Annotated in this window: 15 protein-coding genes; 3 read left to right on the top strand and 12 right to left on the bottom strand. The window is 60.5% G+C overall.

Features of this window, described 5'->3' with window-relative positions; all coding sequences use genetic code 11:
* Positions 1-4 precede the first annotated feature (4 nt).
* The 4 genes from L2I46_RS00980 to nasR all read right to left on the bottom strand — a co-directional run bounded on the left by L2I46_RS00980 (position 5) and on the right by nasR (position 4,371).
* Positions 5-793, bottom strand: a complete 789-nt coding sequence (locus tag L2I46_RS00980) for an ABC transporter ATP-binding protein (protein ID WP_032453294.1) — start codon at positions 791-793, stop codon at positions 5-7.
* A 9-nt stretch (positions 794-802) separates the two neighbouring features.
* Positions 803-1,687: a nitrate ABC transporter permease gene (gene ntrB, locus L2I46_RS00975; protein ID WP_032453295.1), complete on the bottom strand. Its 885-nt coding sequence runs from the start codon at positions 1,685-1,687 to the stop codon at positions 803-805.
* A 1-nt stretch (position 1,688) separates the two neighbouring features.
* Entirely contained in the window at positions 1,689-2,945 is a 1,257-nt protein-coding gene (locus tag L2I46_RS00970) for a CmpA/NrtA family ABC transporter substrate-binding protein (protein WP_065806135.1), read from the bottom strand.
* A 244-nt stretch (positions 2,946-3,189) separates the two neighbouring features.
* On the bottom strand, positions 3,190-4,371 hold the full coding sequence (gene nasR / locus L2I46_RS00965; protein ID WP_048297764.1) for a nitrate regulatory protein NasR: 1,182 nt from the start codon (positions 4,369-4,371) through the stop codon (positions 3,190-3,192).
* A gap of 68 nt (positions 4,372-4,439) precedes the next feature.
* Between nasR and L2I46_RS00960 the strand changes: the two genes are divergently transcribed.
* Both L2I46_RS00960 and L2I46_RS00955 read left to right on the top strand, forming a co-directional pair.
* Positions 4,440-4,793, top strand: a complete 354-nt coding sequence (locus tag L2I46_RS00960) for a DsrE/DsrF/TusD sulfur relay family protein (protein ID WP_002910380.1) — start codon at positions 4,440-4,442, stop codon at positions 4,791-4,793.
* Between the two features lie 238 nt (positions 4,794-5,031).
* Entirely contained in the window at positions 5,032-5,274 is a 243-nt protein-coding gene (locus L2I46_RS00955; RefSeq protein WP_002910387.1) for a DUF1883 domain-containing protein, read from the top strand.
* Between the two features lie 56 nt (positions 5,275-5,330).
* Here the strand turns inward: L2I46_RS00955 and L2I46_RS00950 are convergent, their stop codons facing one another.
* Together L2I46_RS00950 and chaB are read right to left on the bottom strand one after the other, a co-directional pair.
* Positions 5,331-6,011, bottom strand: a complete 681-nt coding sequence (locus L2I46_RS00950; RefSeq protein ID WP_023290144.1) for a gamma-glutamylcyclotransferase — start codon at positions 6,009-6,011, stop codon at positions 5,331-5,333.
* A gap of 136 nt (positions 6,012-6,147) precedes the next feature.
* The gene (chaB, locus tag L2I46_RS00945; RefSeq protein ID WP_023290145.1) at positions 6,148-6,378 is read right to left on the bottom strand and encodes a putative cation transport regulator ChaB; all 231 of its coding nucleotides are present in this window, start codon (positions 6,376-6,378) and stop codon (positions 6,148-6,150) included.
* Between the two features lie 263 nt (positions 6,379-6,641).
* On the opposite strand from chaB, the gene chaA reads away from it, so the two are divergent.
* Positions 6,642-7,742 carry a sodium-potassium/proton antiporter ChaA gene (chaA, locus tag L2I46_RS00940; RefSeq protein WP_004203207.1) on the top strand — a complete coding sequence of 367 codons (1,101 nt, stop codon included), beginning with the start codon at positions 6,642-6,644 and terminating at the stop codon, positions 7,740-7,742.
* A gap of 87 nt (positions 7,743-7,829) precedes the next feature.
* Here the strand turns inward: chaA and kdsA are convergent, their stop codons facing one another.
* The 6 genes from kdsA to hemA are packed head-to-tail and all read right to left on the bottom strand — an operon-like array spanning position 7,830 to position 13,161.
* A complete protein-coding gene (kdsA, locus tag L2I46_RS00935; protein WP_002910393.1) occupies positions 7,830-8,684 on the bottom strand; it encodes a 3-deoxy-8-phosphooctulonate synthase in 855 nt (284 codons plus the stop codon).
* 39 nt (positions 8,685-8,723) lie between these two features.
* Positions 8,724-9,536, bottom strand: coding sequence for an invasion regulator SirB1 (sirB1, locus tag L2I46_RS00930; RefSeq protein WP_017899847.1), 813 nt, complete (start codon positions 9,534-9,536; stop codon positions 8,724-8,726).
* 3 nt (positions 9,537-9,539) lie between these two features.
* The gene (sirB2, locus tag L2I46_RS00925; RefSeq protein WP_008804389.1) at positions 9,540-9,932 is read right to left on the bottom strand and encodes an invasion regulator SirB2; all 393 of its coding nucleotides are present in this window, start codon (positions 9,930-9,932) and stop codon (positions 9,540-9,542) included.
* On the bottom strand, positions 9,932-10,780 hold the full coding sequence (prmC, locus tag L2I46_RS00920) for a peptide chain release factor N(5)-glutamine methyltransferase (protein WP_050533460.1): 849 nt from the start codon (positions 10,778-10,780) through the stop codon (positions 9,932-9,934). Before prmC ends, sirB2 begins: the two co-directional genes overlap by 1 nt.
* Positions 10,780-11,862, bottom strand: a complete 1,083-nt coding sequence (prfA, locus tag L2I46_RS00915) for a peptide chain release factor 1 (RefSeq protein ID WP_004203214.1) — start codon at positions 11,860-11,862, stop codon at positions 10,780-10,782. The genes prmC and prfA overlap by 1 nt, the downstream gene beginning before the upstream one ends.
* Before the next feature lie 42 nt (positions 11,863-11,904).
* Positions 11,905-13,161, bottom strand: coding sequence for a glutamyl-tRNA reductase (gene hemA, locus L2I46_RS00910; protein ID WP_023290148.1), 1,257 nt, complete (start codon positions 13,159-13,161; stop codon positions 11,905-11,907).
* Positions 13,162-13,298: the final 137 nt, after the last annotated feature.

The raw sequence follows: 13,298 nt of genomic DNA, 5'->3' as shown, positions 1-13,298 counted from the left end.
CTCCTTATGCCGCTTTCGGCTGTTTTTCATACAGGAAATGGAGGATCTGCTGGCGCAGATGGTGGTACCGGCTGTCGTCCGCCAGCTGAACGCGATGGCGCGGACGCGGCAGATCGACCGCGAGGATCTCGCCGACCGTCGCCGCCGGGCCGTTGGTCATCATCAGCACCCGGTCGGAGAGCAGCACCGCTTCATCAACGTCGTGGGTGATCATGACGATGGTGGTATTGAGCTCCTGCTGGATATGCATCACCGTGTCCTGGAGGTGAGCGCGGGTCAGCGCGTCCAGGGCGCCGAAGGGCTCATCAAGCAGCAGCACTTTCGGCTTCATTGCCAGCGCCCGGGCGATACCCACCCGCTGCTTCATGCCGCCGGAGATCTCCCCGGGCCGTTTATGCAGCGCATGACCCATCTGCACGCGCGCGAGGTTGTGTTCAATCCACTCCCGACGCTCATGCTTGCTCATGGTGCGACGGAACACCTGATCCACCGCCAGCGCCACATTGTCGAAACAGCTCAGCCACGGCAGCAGCGAGTGGTTCTGGAAAACCACCGCCCGCTCCGGCCCGGGCCCGGCGATTTCCCGGTTATCGCACAGCAGTCCGCCCTCGGTAGGGGTCGTGATCCCGGCGATCAGATTCAGCAGGGTCGATTTTCCGCACCCCGAGTGGCCGATCAGGCTAATGGTCTCCCCTTCGACGATATCGAAGGAGACATTCTGTAGCGCCAGAAACTCGCCGCTGGCGGTGTTGAAGCGCTGGCTGACGGCCTGCACCTGAATTAATGGTTTCATATTGGCTCCTTATTTGTCCTGCCAGCTAAAGCGGCGGGCGAGCAGCATCAGGCCCTGCTCCAGCAGCAGGCCGACGACGCCGATAATGACGATGGCGATGATGATGTTTTCCACATTGAGGTTGTTCCACTCGTTCCAGATCCAGAAGCCGATCCCCAGCCCGCCGGTGAGCATTTCCGCCGCCACGATCACCAGCCAGGCGATGCCGATGGAGAGGCGCACGCCGGTGAGCACCGCCGGCAGCACCGCCGGAAAGAGAATTTTGCGCATCACCGTCCACTCTGAGAGCTGGAGGACGCGGGCGACGTTGAGATAGTCCTGCGGGATCCGCCGCACGCCTTCCGCGGTGTTGATCACCATCGGCCAGATGGAGCAGATAAAAATGGTCCAGCTGGAGGCTGGCTCCGCCTTCTGGAACAGCAGCAGGCCAATCGGCAGCCAGGCCAGCGGGCTGACCGGGCGCAGCAGAGCAATCAGCGGATTAAACATGCGGGCGAAGAACAGCGAGCGGCCGATCAAAAACCCCAGCGGAATGCCCGCCAGCGCCGCCAGGCCGAAGCCCACCGCCACGCGCTGCAGGGAGGCCAGCACGTTCCAGCCGATCCCCATGTCATTCGGCCCGTCCTGATAGAACGGATCGGCGAACAGCGTCAGCGCCGAGTCCAGCGTGCTCAGCGGGGTGGGAAAGCCTTTGCTGTGCATCGCCGCCAGCTGCCAGGCCAGCAGCAGCACCCCCAGCCCCAGCAGCGGGGGCAGCAGGCGCTGGGTGAGCTCACGCAGCCAGCGCGTGACGGTCGGCGTGGTGCGCCGGACCTGCACCGGCGGCAGGATAATGACTTCGCCAGGCGCGTTCTCCACGCTGACGACCGGTTGCTTACGTTGTGCCTGCTTCATCTCATGCCCCCTTACGTTGAATAGCGAAATGGCGGGCGTAGCCTTCCGGGTCAGACCCGTTCCAGACCGTACCGTCCATCAGTGTGCTGCTGCGCATCGTGGCTGCCGGTGTGCTGACCCCGCCGACCGCCTGGGCGGCCGCCTGCCAGACGTCGATGCGGTTAAGGCGCGACGCCACCGCGAGGTAATCCGGAGCCTGCTTCAGCAGCCCCCAGCGACGAAACTGGGTGAGGAACCACATCCCGTCCGACAGCCAGGGGAAGCTCACCTCTCCCTCGGCGTAAAAGCGCATCGGATGGGCATCCTGCCAGCGGCGGCCGAGGCCGTTGTCATACTCCCCAAGCATCCGGCCGGTGAGGTACTGCTCTTTGGTATTGAGCCAGCCGCGTCTGGCGAGCAGGCGGGCCGTCTCCCGGGTGTTCTCCGCCGAGGCGGCGATCCAGCGCTGCGCCTCCATCAGGGCCGCCACCAGCGCGCGGGCGGTGTTCGGGTGGCGTTCCACCCAGTCGCGACGGGCGCCCAGCACCTTTTCCGGATGCTCAGGCCAGATATCCTGGGAAGTGGCCGCGGTGAAGCCGATACGGTCGTTAATGGCGCGGGCGTTCCACGGCTCGCCGACGCAAAAGCCGCTCATATTGCCGATGCGCATGTTCATCACCATCTGCGGCGGCGGCACCACGACGGTGCGCACATCGTTAAAGGGATCGATGCCGGCGCTCGCCAGCCAGTAGTAAAGCCACATGGCATGGGTGCCGGTGGGAAAGGTATGGGCGAAGGTGTAGCTGCCCGGCGCGCTGCGGTCGATCAGCCGTTTCAGTCCGCCGAGGTCGGTCACCCCTTTCTCCTGCAGTTCGCTGGAGAGAGTGATGGCCTGACCATTGCGGTTGAGGGTCATCAGATTAGCCATCGCCTGCGGCTTGCTGGCGATCCCCAGTTCAAGACCGTACAGCAGGCCATAGAGAATATGCGCCGCGTCCAGTTCACCGGCCACCAGCTTGTCGCGCACCGCCGCCCAGCTGGCCTCCTTACTCGGCGCCAGGGTAATGCCATATTTTTTGTCAAACCCCTTCGCCGCGGCGATGGCCAGCGGCGCGCAGTCGGTCAGCGGAATAAACCCTACCCGCACGGTGGTTTGCTCCGGTCTGTCCGAGCCGCCGGCCCATGCGGCCTGCATCACGCCCGGCAGCAGCATCGCGCCGCCCAGCGCGGCCCCTGCCTGCAGCAAGCGCCGCCGTGAAATTGAAAACTTATCGCTCATATCCGCTCCACACGCGCAAAAAAAAAGCGCCCGACAGTGCATATGCACTGCAGGACGCCTTTATCCACGGACACCCAAACCGCCATTGGTTCGTCGCCCGGACTTTTATTCACTCACTAATGCTAATGCAAAGGGGATGCCAGCTTTGGCTATGGCGCGCTGGCGGGCTTTTCCTTTCGCTCTGGTCGGTTTGTCAGGCAAAAGTGCACCGCCGACAGGCAGCGAATGCCCACCGATTGTGCATCTACTCCTTTGGGGTTAATGGCCAGATCGCCTTCACCATCAGCAGCGCGCGGGCTATCTCAACCATCCGCTGATTCTTGTCCATGGCCATCTTGCGCAGCGTTTGCCAGGCCTGCTCCTCCGGCATCCCCTGATGAGTCATCAGCAGGCTTTTCGCTTTTTCGATCAGCTTGCGTTCCTCGAGCGCGTCTTTCAGCGAAGCCAGCTGGCTGGAGAGCTGTTGCAGCTCATAGGCCTGCTGGCGCACCAGCGGCAGCAGCTGTTTATCCAGCCGCGGCGTCACGCTGTCGCTCTCCTCCCCGGCCAGCCAGCCAGGCGCGTCGTCTTCTAACAGCGCGTCGGTGGCGTCCAGTAGATCGTCGATCAGTTGCTCTTCCACTTCGCGCAGTTGCTCAAGCCGCTGGGTTTGCAGGCCGAACCAGCGCAGCGCCGTTTCCCCGCCGTCCGCCGCCGGCTGGCGGGTGCAGGCGATCCGCCGCAGTTGCTCGATGTCCAGACCGGCCTGGCACTCGGTCGTAAACAGCTGGACCGTCGCCGGACTGCCCAGCGCCTGGAAGCTGTCAAAGCAGGGCTGCTGACCGTCAATACGGTCCACCAACTGCTGGCGCAGGCTGTCGCTGAACTCGCCGCGGGTAAAGCCCAATGCTCCCAGCGCGCGCTCCTGGCCCACCAGCTCTTTTCCCTGCATAAAGCTGTACAGGGCGACCATACGCCCGGCAACCGACGGGTCGTCAATGCTGTCATTGAGCTGCGGGACGATATTCAGCAGATGGCGGATAATACGGCTGAACTGCTCCGTCGCGGCTTCAGCGGCGACCTGCCGACGGCTGACCTGCTCACGCAGCGCCGGGAGCTGCGCCAGATCGCCGACCGCCCGGGCGATGCGCCAGCACAGCGCGCTGCCGGCGACCGCGCGCGCCCGTTCGAGGGCGGCATAGAACAAGGCCAGCCGCTCATCAACCAGCGCCCCACCCGCCCGACACTCCGCCGCGTACAGCTGACCGCCCGAGCAAAGAAAAATATTCGACGCCCCGCGCTCGCACTGCAGCATATGCACCAGCGCGCTGAGCTGACTTGCCAGCTCGCCCAGCCGGGAAAGTTGCTGAAGCTGTTGTTTTTGCAGGCGGCGCGCCAGCTGCAGCCAGGCCGTCGCCTCGTCCGCGTGACCAGTCGTATTATTCATACCCCTCCTCCGGGTTAACGCTTTATACTGCGGTAAAGCAATAACCGTGCCTTTAAGAAGGAGTTTGTATGCAACGTATTGTGATTATCGCCAACGGCGCCGCCTACGGCAGTGAATCCCTGTTCAACAGCCTGCGCCTGGCCATTGCCCTGCGAGAACAGCAGTCCGACCTCGATCTCAAGCTGTTTTTGATGTCCGACGCCGTCACCGCCGGGCTGCGCGGGCAGAAGCCGGCGGAAGGGTATAATGTGCAGCAGATGCTGGAAATCCTCACCGCCCAGCAGGTTCCCGTGAAGCTGTGCAAGACCTGCGCGGACGGCCGCGGGGTCAGCGCACTGCCGCTGGTTGATGGGGTGGAGGTTGGCACTCTCGTTGAGCTGGCCCAGTGGACCCTGGCGGCAGATAAAGTGCTGACCTTCTAAATCTGCGCCGCCGAACGGGAGGAAATATCAGGTTTCGCCGCCTGAAGAGGTGAAAAAAACGTTAGCTGAATGCTTTCAGGAACAACGTCATTTTTGTTTAATCTTTATCCTTTTTTTTGATCAAAATCAGCATCCCGACCCGCGCCGTTTGGTGTGATGCACAGAGCAAAGTGTGAACAATATCACGCGAGGACTGGGTGGGCAGGATGCTGTAGCGGGACAGAAACGGGGTACAAAAATGGCGATGGTAAAAGCAAGTTTGACGTTGTTTGGCGGTGACACGCTGGTGGTGCGGTGCTCAGAGCGCTGCCATATTCATCTGATGAGCGCGAAGGTTCCTGGCGACAGCCATGCGGATATTCTGAGCGTGCAGGATCGGGACAGCGCCTATCTGACGGTGCCCTACAGCGGCACCTGGAACGTGCTTATCGACAGTCACAGCCAGTCACTGGAGCACTCCATCAGCTACGTTCCGGCCTGACAGTCACTGCCTTAACACACGCCCGGCCATGCCGGGCGTTTTTCTTTTCCGCGCGCTCAGGCCAGGCCCGGCGTCGGGCTGTCGCCCAACAGCGCGCGGACGCTGGCCACCAGATCATCAAGACTGGCGTCGTGCATCCCGAGCTTACTCAACGCCTGCTCCAGCGAAAACAGGTACTGGGCGTTGGTGCCGAGCGGCCCGCTGGCCCGGGCGATCAGCGGAGCAATGACCTGGGCGCTGGTATCCGGCTCAAACAGCGGATGACGCGGATCCATAATAAACACCAGCGCATTTACCGTCCGCCCGTCGTCCAGCTCCAGCTTGCACCAGGTGGGCAGATAGCAGCCGGTAATCATCTCCCGTTTCCACAGCAGCGTCAGCTCTTCTTCCAGCGTGTCGTCCGGCAGACGATAAGCGACGCCGGTGGTTCGACCGCCCTCTTTCAGGGCCAGCATGCGTCCCGGCTGGCAGGCGCTCCCGCGCCCGGCGGTCAACCGCAGGCAAAACGCGCGGTGCCAGCCCGGCAGCGTGCCAGTGCAGGACTCGCGATAATTGAGCGCCGGGTTCCAGATAAGCGAACCGTAGCCAAAGATCCATACTGAGCCATCATCCGGGCGGCAGGCCAGCGTCGCCGCCAGCGAGGCTGCGCGTTGTTCTGCCGACCAGAGTAGCGATTCCTCAATAGCGCCAAACGCTGTCTTACAATCCGCATTCATCAAGAAATCACGAGTTAACACTGTTTACTACCTCCGCCACTGCCCGCTTCCCGTCGTTCGTCTCATGCATCCGTCAATATTGCTGAAATATTATCCAGCTTTATCTTTCAATAAGCAATCAGCGGGGCGCTGGCAAGCATAAAAGCGGCGTCAGCAATTATTTTTTCTTATGCCACTTATCGTCATCGCCTTTCTCGTAGCTGTTCTTCACCGCCGCCCAGGCGACTTTGTGCGCCGTCTCTTCACGGCTGGCGTCATCGCGCCGCTCGTCTTTATCTTTATATTGATCCCAGGCGCTGTTAAACGCTTCTTTATAAATTTCCTGCGCATGGGCAGGCAGAACATGCTGAACGCTGTCGGGGAGCTCTTGTTTACTGTTATAGGGCATAATGACCTCCTGTTTGAGCATAAAATTTAAGTCTGGAACGCAGGCGGCAGGCTATCAAGCCGATGATGAGTTAAAAATGAATTTTAGTAATTATCTGAATAGTAAGTATAAAAATAGCGTAATCGCAAATTATAATAAACTAATCAAGATATCTCTCGATACCCGTAAACTTAAGTAAAAATACAGCAGAAATTTAGCAATATCTGTTACTTTATCGCCCTGCGTTTTTATAATTATAACACCTGCATAAATGGAGATGGTTCATGACCCATGCACATGAGGCGGTAAAAACCCGCCATAAGGAGTCTTCCCTCGTCTTTCCGGTGCTGGCGCTGGCAGTGCTGTTTTTCTGGGGCAGCAGCCAGTCACTGCCAGTGGTTATCGCGATTAATATCCTCGCGCTGGTCGGTATTTTAAGCAGCGCCTTCAGCGTGGTCCGCCACGCCGACGTCCTCGCCCACCGCCTGGGCGAACCCTACGGCTCCCTGATTCTCAGCCTGTCGGTGGTTATCCTTGAGGTCAGTCTGATCTCCGCGTTGATGGCCACCGGCGACGCCGCGCCGACCCTGATGCGTGATACGCTCTACTCCATCATTATGATCGTCACCGGCGGTCTGGTCGGTTTCTCCCTGCTGCTGGGCGGGCGTAAATTCGCCACCCAATATATGAATCTGTTCGGCATTAAGCAGTATCTTATCGCCCTGTTTCCGCTGGCGATTATCGTGCTGGTGTTTCCCATGGCGCTGCCGGGCGCGAACTTCAGCACCGGGCAATCGCTGCTGGTGGCGGTGATTTCGGCGGCCATGTACGGCGTTTTCCTGCTTATTCAGACCAAAACCCATCAGAGTCTGTTTGTTTATGAGCATGAAGACGACGGCGATGATGACGACCCGCACCACGGTAAACCGTCCGCCCACAGCAGCGGGTGGCATACCGCCTGGCTGCTGGTGCACCTGGTGGCGGTGATCGCCGTCACTAAAATGAACGCCAACCCGTTGGAAACGCTGTTGACCAGCATGAATGCCCCGGTGGCCTTCACCGGCTTCCTCGTGGCCTTGCTGATCCTGTCGCCGGAAGGCCTTGGCGCGCTCAAAGCGGTGCTCAACAATCAGGTACAGCGGGCGATGAACCTGTTCTTCGGCTCCGTGCTGGCCACCATCTCGCTGACGGTCCCGGTGGTCACCCTCATCGCCTTCCTGACCGGCAATGAGCTGCGCTTTGGCCTTGGCGCGCCGGAGATGGTGGTGATGGTCGCCTCGCTGGTGCTGTGTCATATCTCCTTCTCCACCGGACGCACCAATGTGCTGAACGGCGCGGCCCATCTGGCGCTGTTCGCCGCCTACCTGATGACCATTTTCGCCTGACCCCGCTTTCCCGTCCGGCGGAGTCCGGGCGAAAAAAAAGCCTGCCGGTTTTGACGCCGGCAGGCTTTTTCAGTGATGCGGTCAGGCTTACTTGCTGGTATCCAGCTCGTCGAAGCTTTTCACCAGATCGTCAATCGCTTTCATCTGCTTGAGGAACGGCTCCAGTTTATCCAGCGGCAGCGCGGACGGGCCGTCGCATTTCGCGTGGTCCGGATCCGGATGCGCTTCGATAAACAGACCGGCGATACCCACCGCCATACCAGCGCGGGCCAGCTCGCTCACCTGCGCGCGGCGACCGCCGGAGGCAGCGCCAAACGGGTCGCGGCACTGCAGCGCGTGGGTGACGTCGAAGATAACCGGCGAGTTGTTGGAGGCCTTCTTCATCACGCCGAAGCCGAGCATATCCACCACCAGGTTGTCGTAACCGAAGTTCGCGCCGCGGTCGCAGAGGATCACTTTGTCGTTACCACCTTCGATGAATTTATCGACGATGTTACCCATCTGGCCCGGGCTGACGAACTGCGGTTTCTTGACGTTGATCACCGCTCCGGTTTTGGCCATCGCTTCCACCAGGTCAGTCTGGCGCGCGAGGAAGGCGGGAAGCTGGATCACGTCCACGACGTCAGCCACCGGCTGCGCCTGGCTGGCTTCATGAACGTCGGTGATGATTTTCACGCCAAAGGTCTGCTTCAGCTCCTGGAAAATCTTCATCCCTTCTTCCAGACCCGGCCCACGATAGGAGTGGATGGAGGAACGGTTGGCTTTATCAAAGGAGGCTTTGAAGACGTAGGGGATGCCAAGCTTCTGCGTAACGGTGACGTAATGTTCGCAGATGCGCATCGCCAGATCGCGTGACTCCAGCACGTTCATCCCGCCGAACAGCACGAACGGCAGGTCGTTCGCTACGTTGATATCACCAATGCTAACCACTTTTTGTTTCATAAATTCGCCTTATCAGGGTGTAACCGGAATGGTTCCAGACTAATGCAATGTAATTTGTTTGTGCGAAATCGTGTTGATTTGTGCGCGGATCATCTCGCTGATCGGATCCTCCGGACACTGCTCGACAAAATAGCTCAGGTCCAGCAGCGCCACGTGATCGCAATCCAGCTGGGCGTATATCAGCCCGCGGTCGCGGATCTCATACGGATCTTCCGGGTTAAACTGCAGCAGCGCTTCGCTGGCGCGCAGGGCCAGCTCCATCTGCCGCTCTTCCATCAGCGCCGACTTCAGGGTGTCCAGCAGCTTGCGGATCACCTCGGCGTTATCCGCTTCGTCGAGATCTTCATTAAACAGTTCCGCCACCGGCCCGATGTTGCCCTTCAGCCATACCTCCAGGGTATGTTCGTCGAGGGTTTCGCCGTTGAACGGATTAATCAGCCACATCTCTTCGCTGGTTTCCGGGTCCGCGCGCAGCAGCATCTGGGTCGGGAAGATCACCGGCACCACCGGCAGCCCCAGGCGCTGGGCGATCCACAGCAGGATCGCGCCTAATGACACCGCGCTCCCCTGGCGGTTGACCAGCACTTTATCGAGCCATAGCGCGTCGGATAGACGATAAACGCCCTGCGAGGCGCCAAAGCCCCACTCCTCGTAAAACAGCGCCAGCAGGCGTTCTATCTGGCGTTCCTGGTCCCACGAAGGCGCAATCTCCTCCTGCGCGAGGCGCAGCAGCCGCTGCAGCTCTTCCTCGACAAAACGCGTCGGAAAATCGTCGCGGACCTGTTCAGAAATGAGGACCATGCCATCACACAATGGCGCTTTGTTAAATTCGAAATCCGCTAATGACCCCATGACCTACCCCAGTATCGGTATTCTTGTGATGGCGAGTTGAATAATGATAAACAACACCACCAGCGCCAGCAGGAACGCGATAAAGCGGCTCTGCTGGCTGCGCGGACGACGACGGCCCAGCGCGATAAAACCTAATGCGATGTAAATGATAACGCCAAACAGCTTTTCAGTCAGCCATGCGCCGTCTTCTGTGAACGGCAGGTAGTGCGTTATCGCCATTAATCCCGCACCGCTGAGAAACAGCAGCGTATCGCTGCAGTGCGGCGCAATTCGCACCCACCGCTGGTTCAGCAGCGGGCTCTGGTGATACATCCACCAGTAACGTAAAACGAACAATCCTACCGACACCACCACGCTGGCGATGTGCAGGTAGAGGACAGCCGTGAATAAGTTCATCAGCCAACGTTCTCCATGTCGGGTAAACGTCCGAGGGTCAGACGCTCATTGTCGCCATAGTCGCGGCAGGTCGCGACATCCAGATAGCCCGCCTCGCGGAACAAGGCGCGTACCGCTTCGCCCTGGGTCCAGCCATGCTCCAGCAGCATCCAGCCGCCGGGCTGCAGATACTGCCGCCCCTCGCGGATAATCTGCGCCAGATCGGCCAGCCCCTGGTCGCCTGCCACCAGCGCCGTCAACGGTTCAAAACGCACATCGCCTTCGGCAAGATGCGGGTCGGCGGCGTCGATATAGGGGGGATTGCTGACGATCATGGCGAAGCGCTGCCCGGCCAGCGCACTGAACCAGTCGCTTTGCCGTATCGTCACGTTAGCAATGCCCAGATGGGCGGCATTACGCAACGCCAGCGCCACGGCGTCCGGCATCACGTCCACCGCGATCACTTCACAGTCAGGACGTTCGCTGGCCAGCGCCAGGGCAATGGCGCCGGTCCCGGTGCCGAGGTCGAGAATACGGCACGCCGCGACGGGCAGACGCGCCAGCGCCTGCTCCACCAGACATTCGGTATCCGGGCGGGGGATCAGCGTCGCCGGGGAGACAAACAGCGGCAGCGACCAGAACTCCCGCTGCCCGACCAGATGGGCGATGGGCTCCCCGCGCTGGCGTCGCTGCAGGAGCGCCTCCAGCGTCGTCGCCTCGTCGGCGGACAGCGTCGTTTCGCCGAAGGCCAGGATCCAGGTGCGCGCCCGACCGGTGACGTGTCCTAGCAGGATCTCGGCGTCGCGTCGCGGACTGTCGCTCTCCGCCAGGCGGGCGATTGCCTGCTGCAGCCAGGCCTGAAAGGTCATCATTCCTGCTCGGACAGCGCCGCCAGCTGATCGGCCTGGTGTTCCTGGACAATCGGCTCAATCAGCATGTCGAGTTTGCCCTCCATCGCCTCATCGAGACGGTAAAGGGTCAGGTTGATGCGGTGGTCGGTCACGCGGCCCTGCGGGAAGTTGTAGGTACGGTTGCGATCGCTGCGGTCGCCGCTGCCCAGCAGGTTGCGGCGCGTGGAGGCTTCCGCCTGCTGACGCTTGGCCACTTCGGCGGCGCGGATCCGCGCCCCCAGCACCGACAGCGCCTTGGCTTTGTTTTTATGCTGGGAACGTTCGTCCTGACACTCCACCACGATGCCGGTGGGCAGGTGGGTAATACGGATCGCCGAGTCGGTGGTGTTAACGTGCTGACCGCCCGCGCCGGAGGAACGGAACGTATCGATGCGCAGATCCGCCGGGTTGATATCCGGCATTTCCGCCTCCGGCAGCTCCGGCATCACCGCCACCGTACAGGCGGAGGTGTGGATACGCCCCTGCGACTCGGTGGCCGGCACGCGCTGCACGCGATGGCCGCCGGATTCAAATTTGAGCCGGCCATAGACGCCGTCGCCGCTGATCTTGGCGATCACCTCTTTAAAGCCGCCGTGTTCACCTTCGTTGGCGCTGAGGATCTCCACCTGCCAGCGGCGCGATTCCGCGTAACGGGTGTACATGCGGAACAGATCGCCGGCAAACAGCGCCGCTTCGTCGCCGCCGGTCCCGGCGCGCACTTCCACGAAGGCGTTACGCTCGTCATCAGGATCTTTCGGCAGGAGCAGGACCTGTAGCTGTTGCTCCAGCTGTTCGCCTTTATCTTTGGCGTCGCGCAGCTCTTCCTGCGCCATTTCGCGCATTTCCGGATCGTCGAGCATCATCTGCGCGGTTTCAATATCCTCCTGCACCTGACGCCAGTCGGTATAGCAGCGCGCCACATCGCTTAGTTGAGCATACTCCCGCGACAGCGCGCGGAATTTATCCTGATCGGCAATCGTCGCGGCATCGCCGAGCAGCGCCTGCACTTCTTCGTGGCGCTCGTACAACGCTTCCAGTTTGGCAACAATAGAAGACTTCATAGGCGTGAATTCACCCTGTCCTGAAAATAAGAGAAAGGTGCGCTATTCCAGCCCGAGGCTGTTGCGCAGAATATGCAGGCGTTCGTCGTCCCCGTCACGGGCGGCCTGCTGAAGTGATTTGGTTGGCGCGTGGATCAGGCGGTTGGTGAGCTTACGCGCCAGATCCTGCATAATTTCCTGGGCATCACCGCCCTGCTCCAGCGCAGCCAGCGCCTTCGCCGTCAGCTCCTCACGGACCTGCTCGGACTGAGAACGGTATTCGCGAATGGTCTCGCTGGCGCTCTGCGCGCGCAGCCAGGCCATAAATTCGCTGGTCTCCTGCTCGACGATCGATTCCGCCTGCACCGCCGCGGCCTTACGCTGCGCCAGGTTATGCTGAATGATGTTTTGCAGATCGTCGACGCTGTAGAGGTAAGCGTTAGCCAGTTTGCCGACCTCCGGTTCGACGTCGCGCGGGACGGCGATATCCACCAGCAGCATCGGCTGGTTGCGCCGTGCCTTGAGCGCACGCTCCACCATGCCTTTGCCGATGATCGGCAGCGGGCTGGCGGTGGAGCTGATAATGATGTCGGCCTCTTTCAGCCGTTCATCGATATCGCTGAGGGCAATCACCTCGGCGCCCACTTCTTCCGCCAGCGCCTGGGCGCGTTCACGAGTGCGGTTGGCGATCACCATTTTGCGCACGTGATGTTCGCGAAGATGGCGCGCCACCAGTTCGATGGTTTCACCGGCGCCGACCAGCAGCACCGTCACGCTCGACAGGGATTCAAAGATTTGCCGCGCCAGGGTACAGGCGGCGAACGCGACGGAAACGGCGCTGGCGCCGATATCGGTTTCGGTACGCACGCGCTTGGCCACCGAGAACGATTTCTGGAACATCCGCTCCAGTTCGCTGACGTTAAGATGGCCGCGGCTGGAATCGGCGAAGGCTTTTTTCACCTGACCGAGGATCTGCGGTTCGCCCAGCACCAGCGAATCAAGGCCGCTGGCGACGCGCATCAGATGGCTGACGGCATCGTTATCCTGGTGCCAGTAGAGGCTTTTACGCAGGTCTTCTTCATTGAGGCCGTGGTAATCGCACAGCCAGCGGATCAGCGCTTCCTGCAGGTTATCCTGCTCTTCTACGCTGAGATAGAGTTCCGTGCGGTTGCAGGTCGACAGCACCACCCCACCCTGCACCATCGGCTGAGCCAGCAAGCTCTCCAGCGCCTTATCGAGCGTTTCCGGCGAAAACGCAACGCGTTCTCGCAGGGCGACCGGAGCTGTTTTGTGATTGATGCCAAGAGCTAAAAGGGTCATTGTGAGGGAGTAGTACCAGCGTTGCTAAGGTTAGTCTGAGTGCATCATACAGGATGCGCGTAATCAATAAAAGAGAGGCTCCCCTTTTGGAGTAATAGCCAAAGCAAGACCGCCATTAAGGTTAATTTTTTGATTTC

Source organism: Klebsiella sp. 2019SCSN059, from assembly GCF_021739525.1.
Taxonomy (GTDB): Bacteria; Pseudomonadota; Gammaproteobacteria; order Enterobacterales; family Enterobacteriaceae; genus Klebsiella; species Klebsiella quasipneumoniae.
The sequence above is the reverse complement of the archived record's forward strand: the minus strand, read 5'-3'. Positions and strand labels throughout refer to the sequence as shown.

Excerpts from the sequence above, each read along its gene's own strand:
- L2I46_RS00980 (WP_032453294.1), bottom strand. The coding sequence starts at position 793 with ATGAAACCATTAATTCAGGTGCAGGCCGTCAGCCAGCGCTTCAACACC.
- ntrB (WP_032453295.1), bottom strand. The coding sequence starts at position 1,687 with ATGAAGCAGGCACAACGTAAGCAACCGGTCGTCAGCGTGGAGAACGCG.
- L2I46_RS00970 (WP_065806135.1), bottom strand. The coding sequence starts at position 2,945 with ATGAGCGATAAGTTTTCAATTTCACGGCGGCGCTTGCTGCAGGCAGGG.
- nasR (WP_048297764.1), bottom strand. The coding sequence starts at position 4,371 with ATGAATAATACGACTGGTCACGCGGACGAGGCGACGGCCTGGCTGCAG.
- L2I46_RS00960 (WP_002910380.1), top strand. The coding sequence starts at position 4,440 with ATGCAACGTATTGTGATTATCGCCAACGGCGCCGCCTACGGCAGTGAA.
- L2I46_RS00955 (WP_002910387.1), top strand. The coding sequence starts at position 5,032 with ATGGCGATGGTAAAAGCAAGTTTGACGTTGTTTGGCGGTGACACGCTG.
- chaB (WP_023290145.1), bottom strand. The coding sequence starts at position 6,378 with ATGCCCTATAACAGTAAACAAGAGCTCCCCGACAGCGTTCAGCATGTT.
- chaA (WP_004203207.1), top strand. The coding sequence starts at position 6,642 with ATGACCCATGCACATGAGGCGGTAAAAACCCGCCATAAGGAGTCTTCC.
- kdsA (WP_002910393.1), bottom strand. The coding sequence starts at position 8,684 with ATGAAACAAAAAGTGGTTAGCATTGGTGATATCAACGTAGCGAACGAC.
- sirB1 (WP_017899847.1), bottom strand. The coding sequence starts at position 9,536 with ATGGGGTCATTAGCGGATTTCGAATTTAACAAAGCGCCATTGTGTGAT.
- sirB2 (WP_008804389.1), bottom strand. The coding sequence starts at position 9,932 with ATGAACTTATTCACGGCTGTCCTCTACCTGCACATCGCCAGCGTGGTG.
- prmC (WP_050533460.1), bottom strand. The coding sequence starts at position 10,780 with ATGACCTTTCAGGCCTGGCTGCAGCAGGCAATCGCCCGCCTGGCGGAG.
- prfA (WP_004203214.1), bottom strand. The coding sequence starts at position 11,862 with ATGAAGTCTTCTATTGTTGCCAAACTGGAAGCGTTGTACGAGCGCCAC.
- hemA (WP_023290148.1), bottom strand. The coding sequence starts at position 13,161 with ATGACCCTTTTAGCTCTTGGCATCAATCACAAAACAGCTCCGGTCGCC.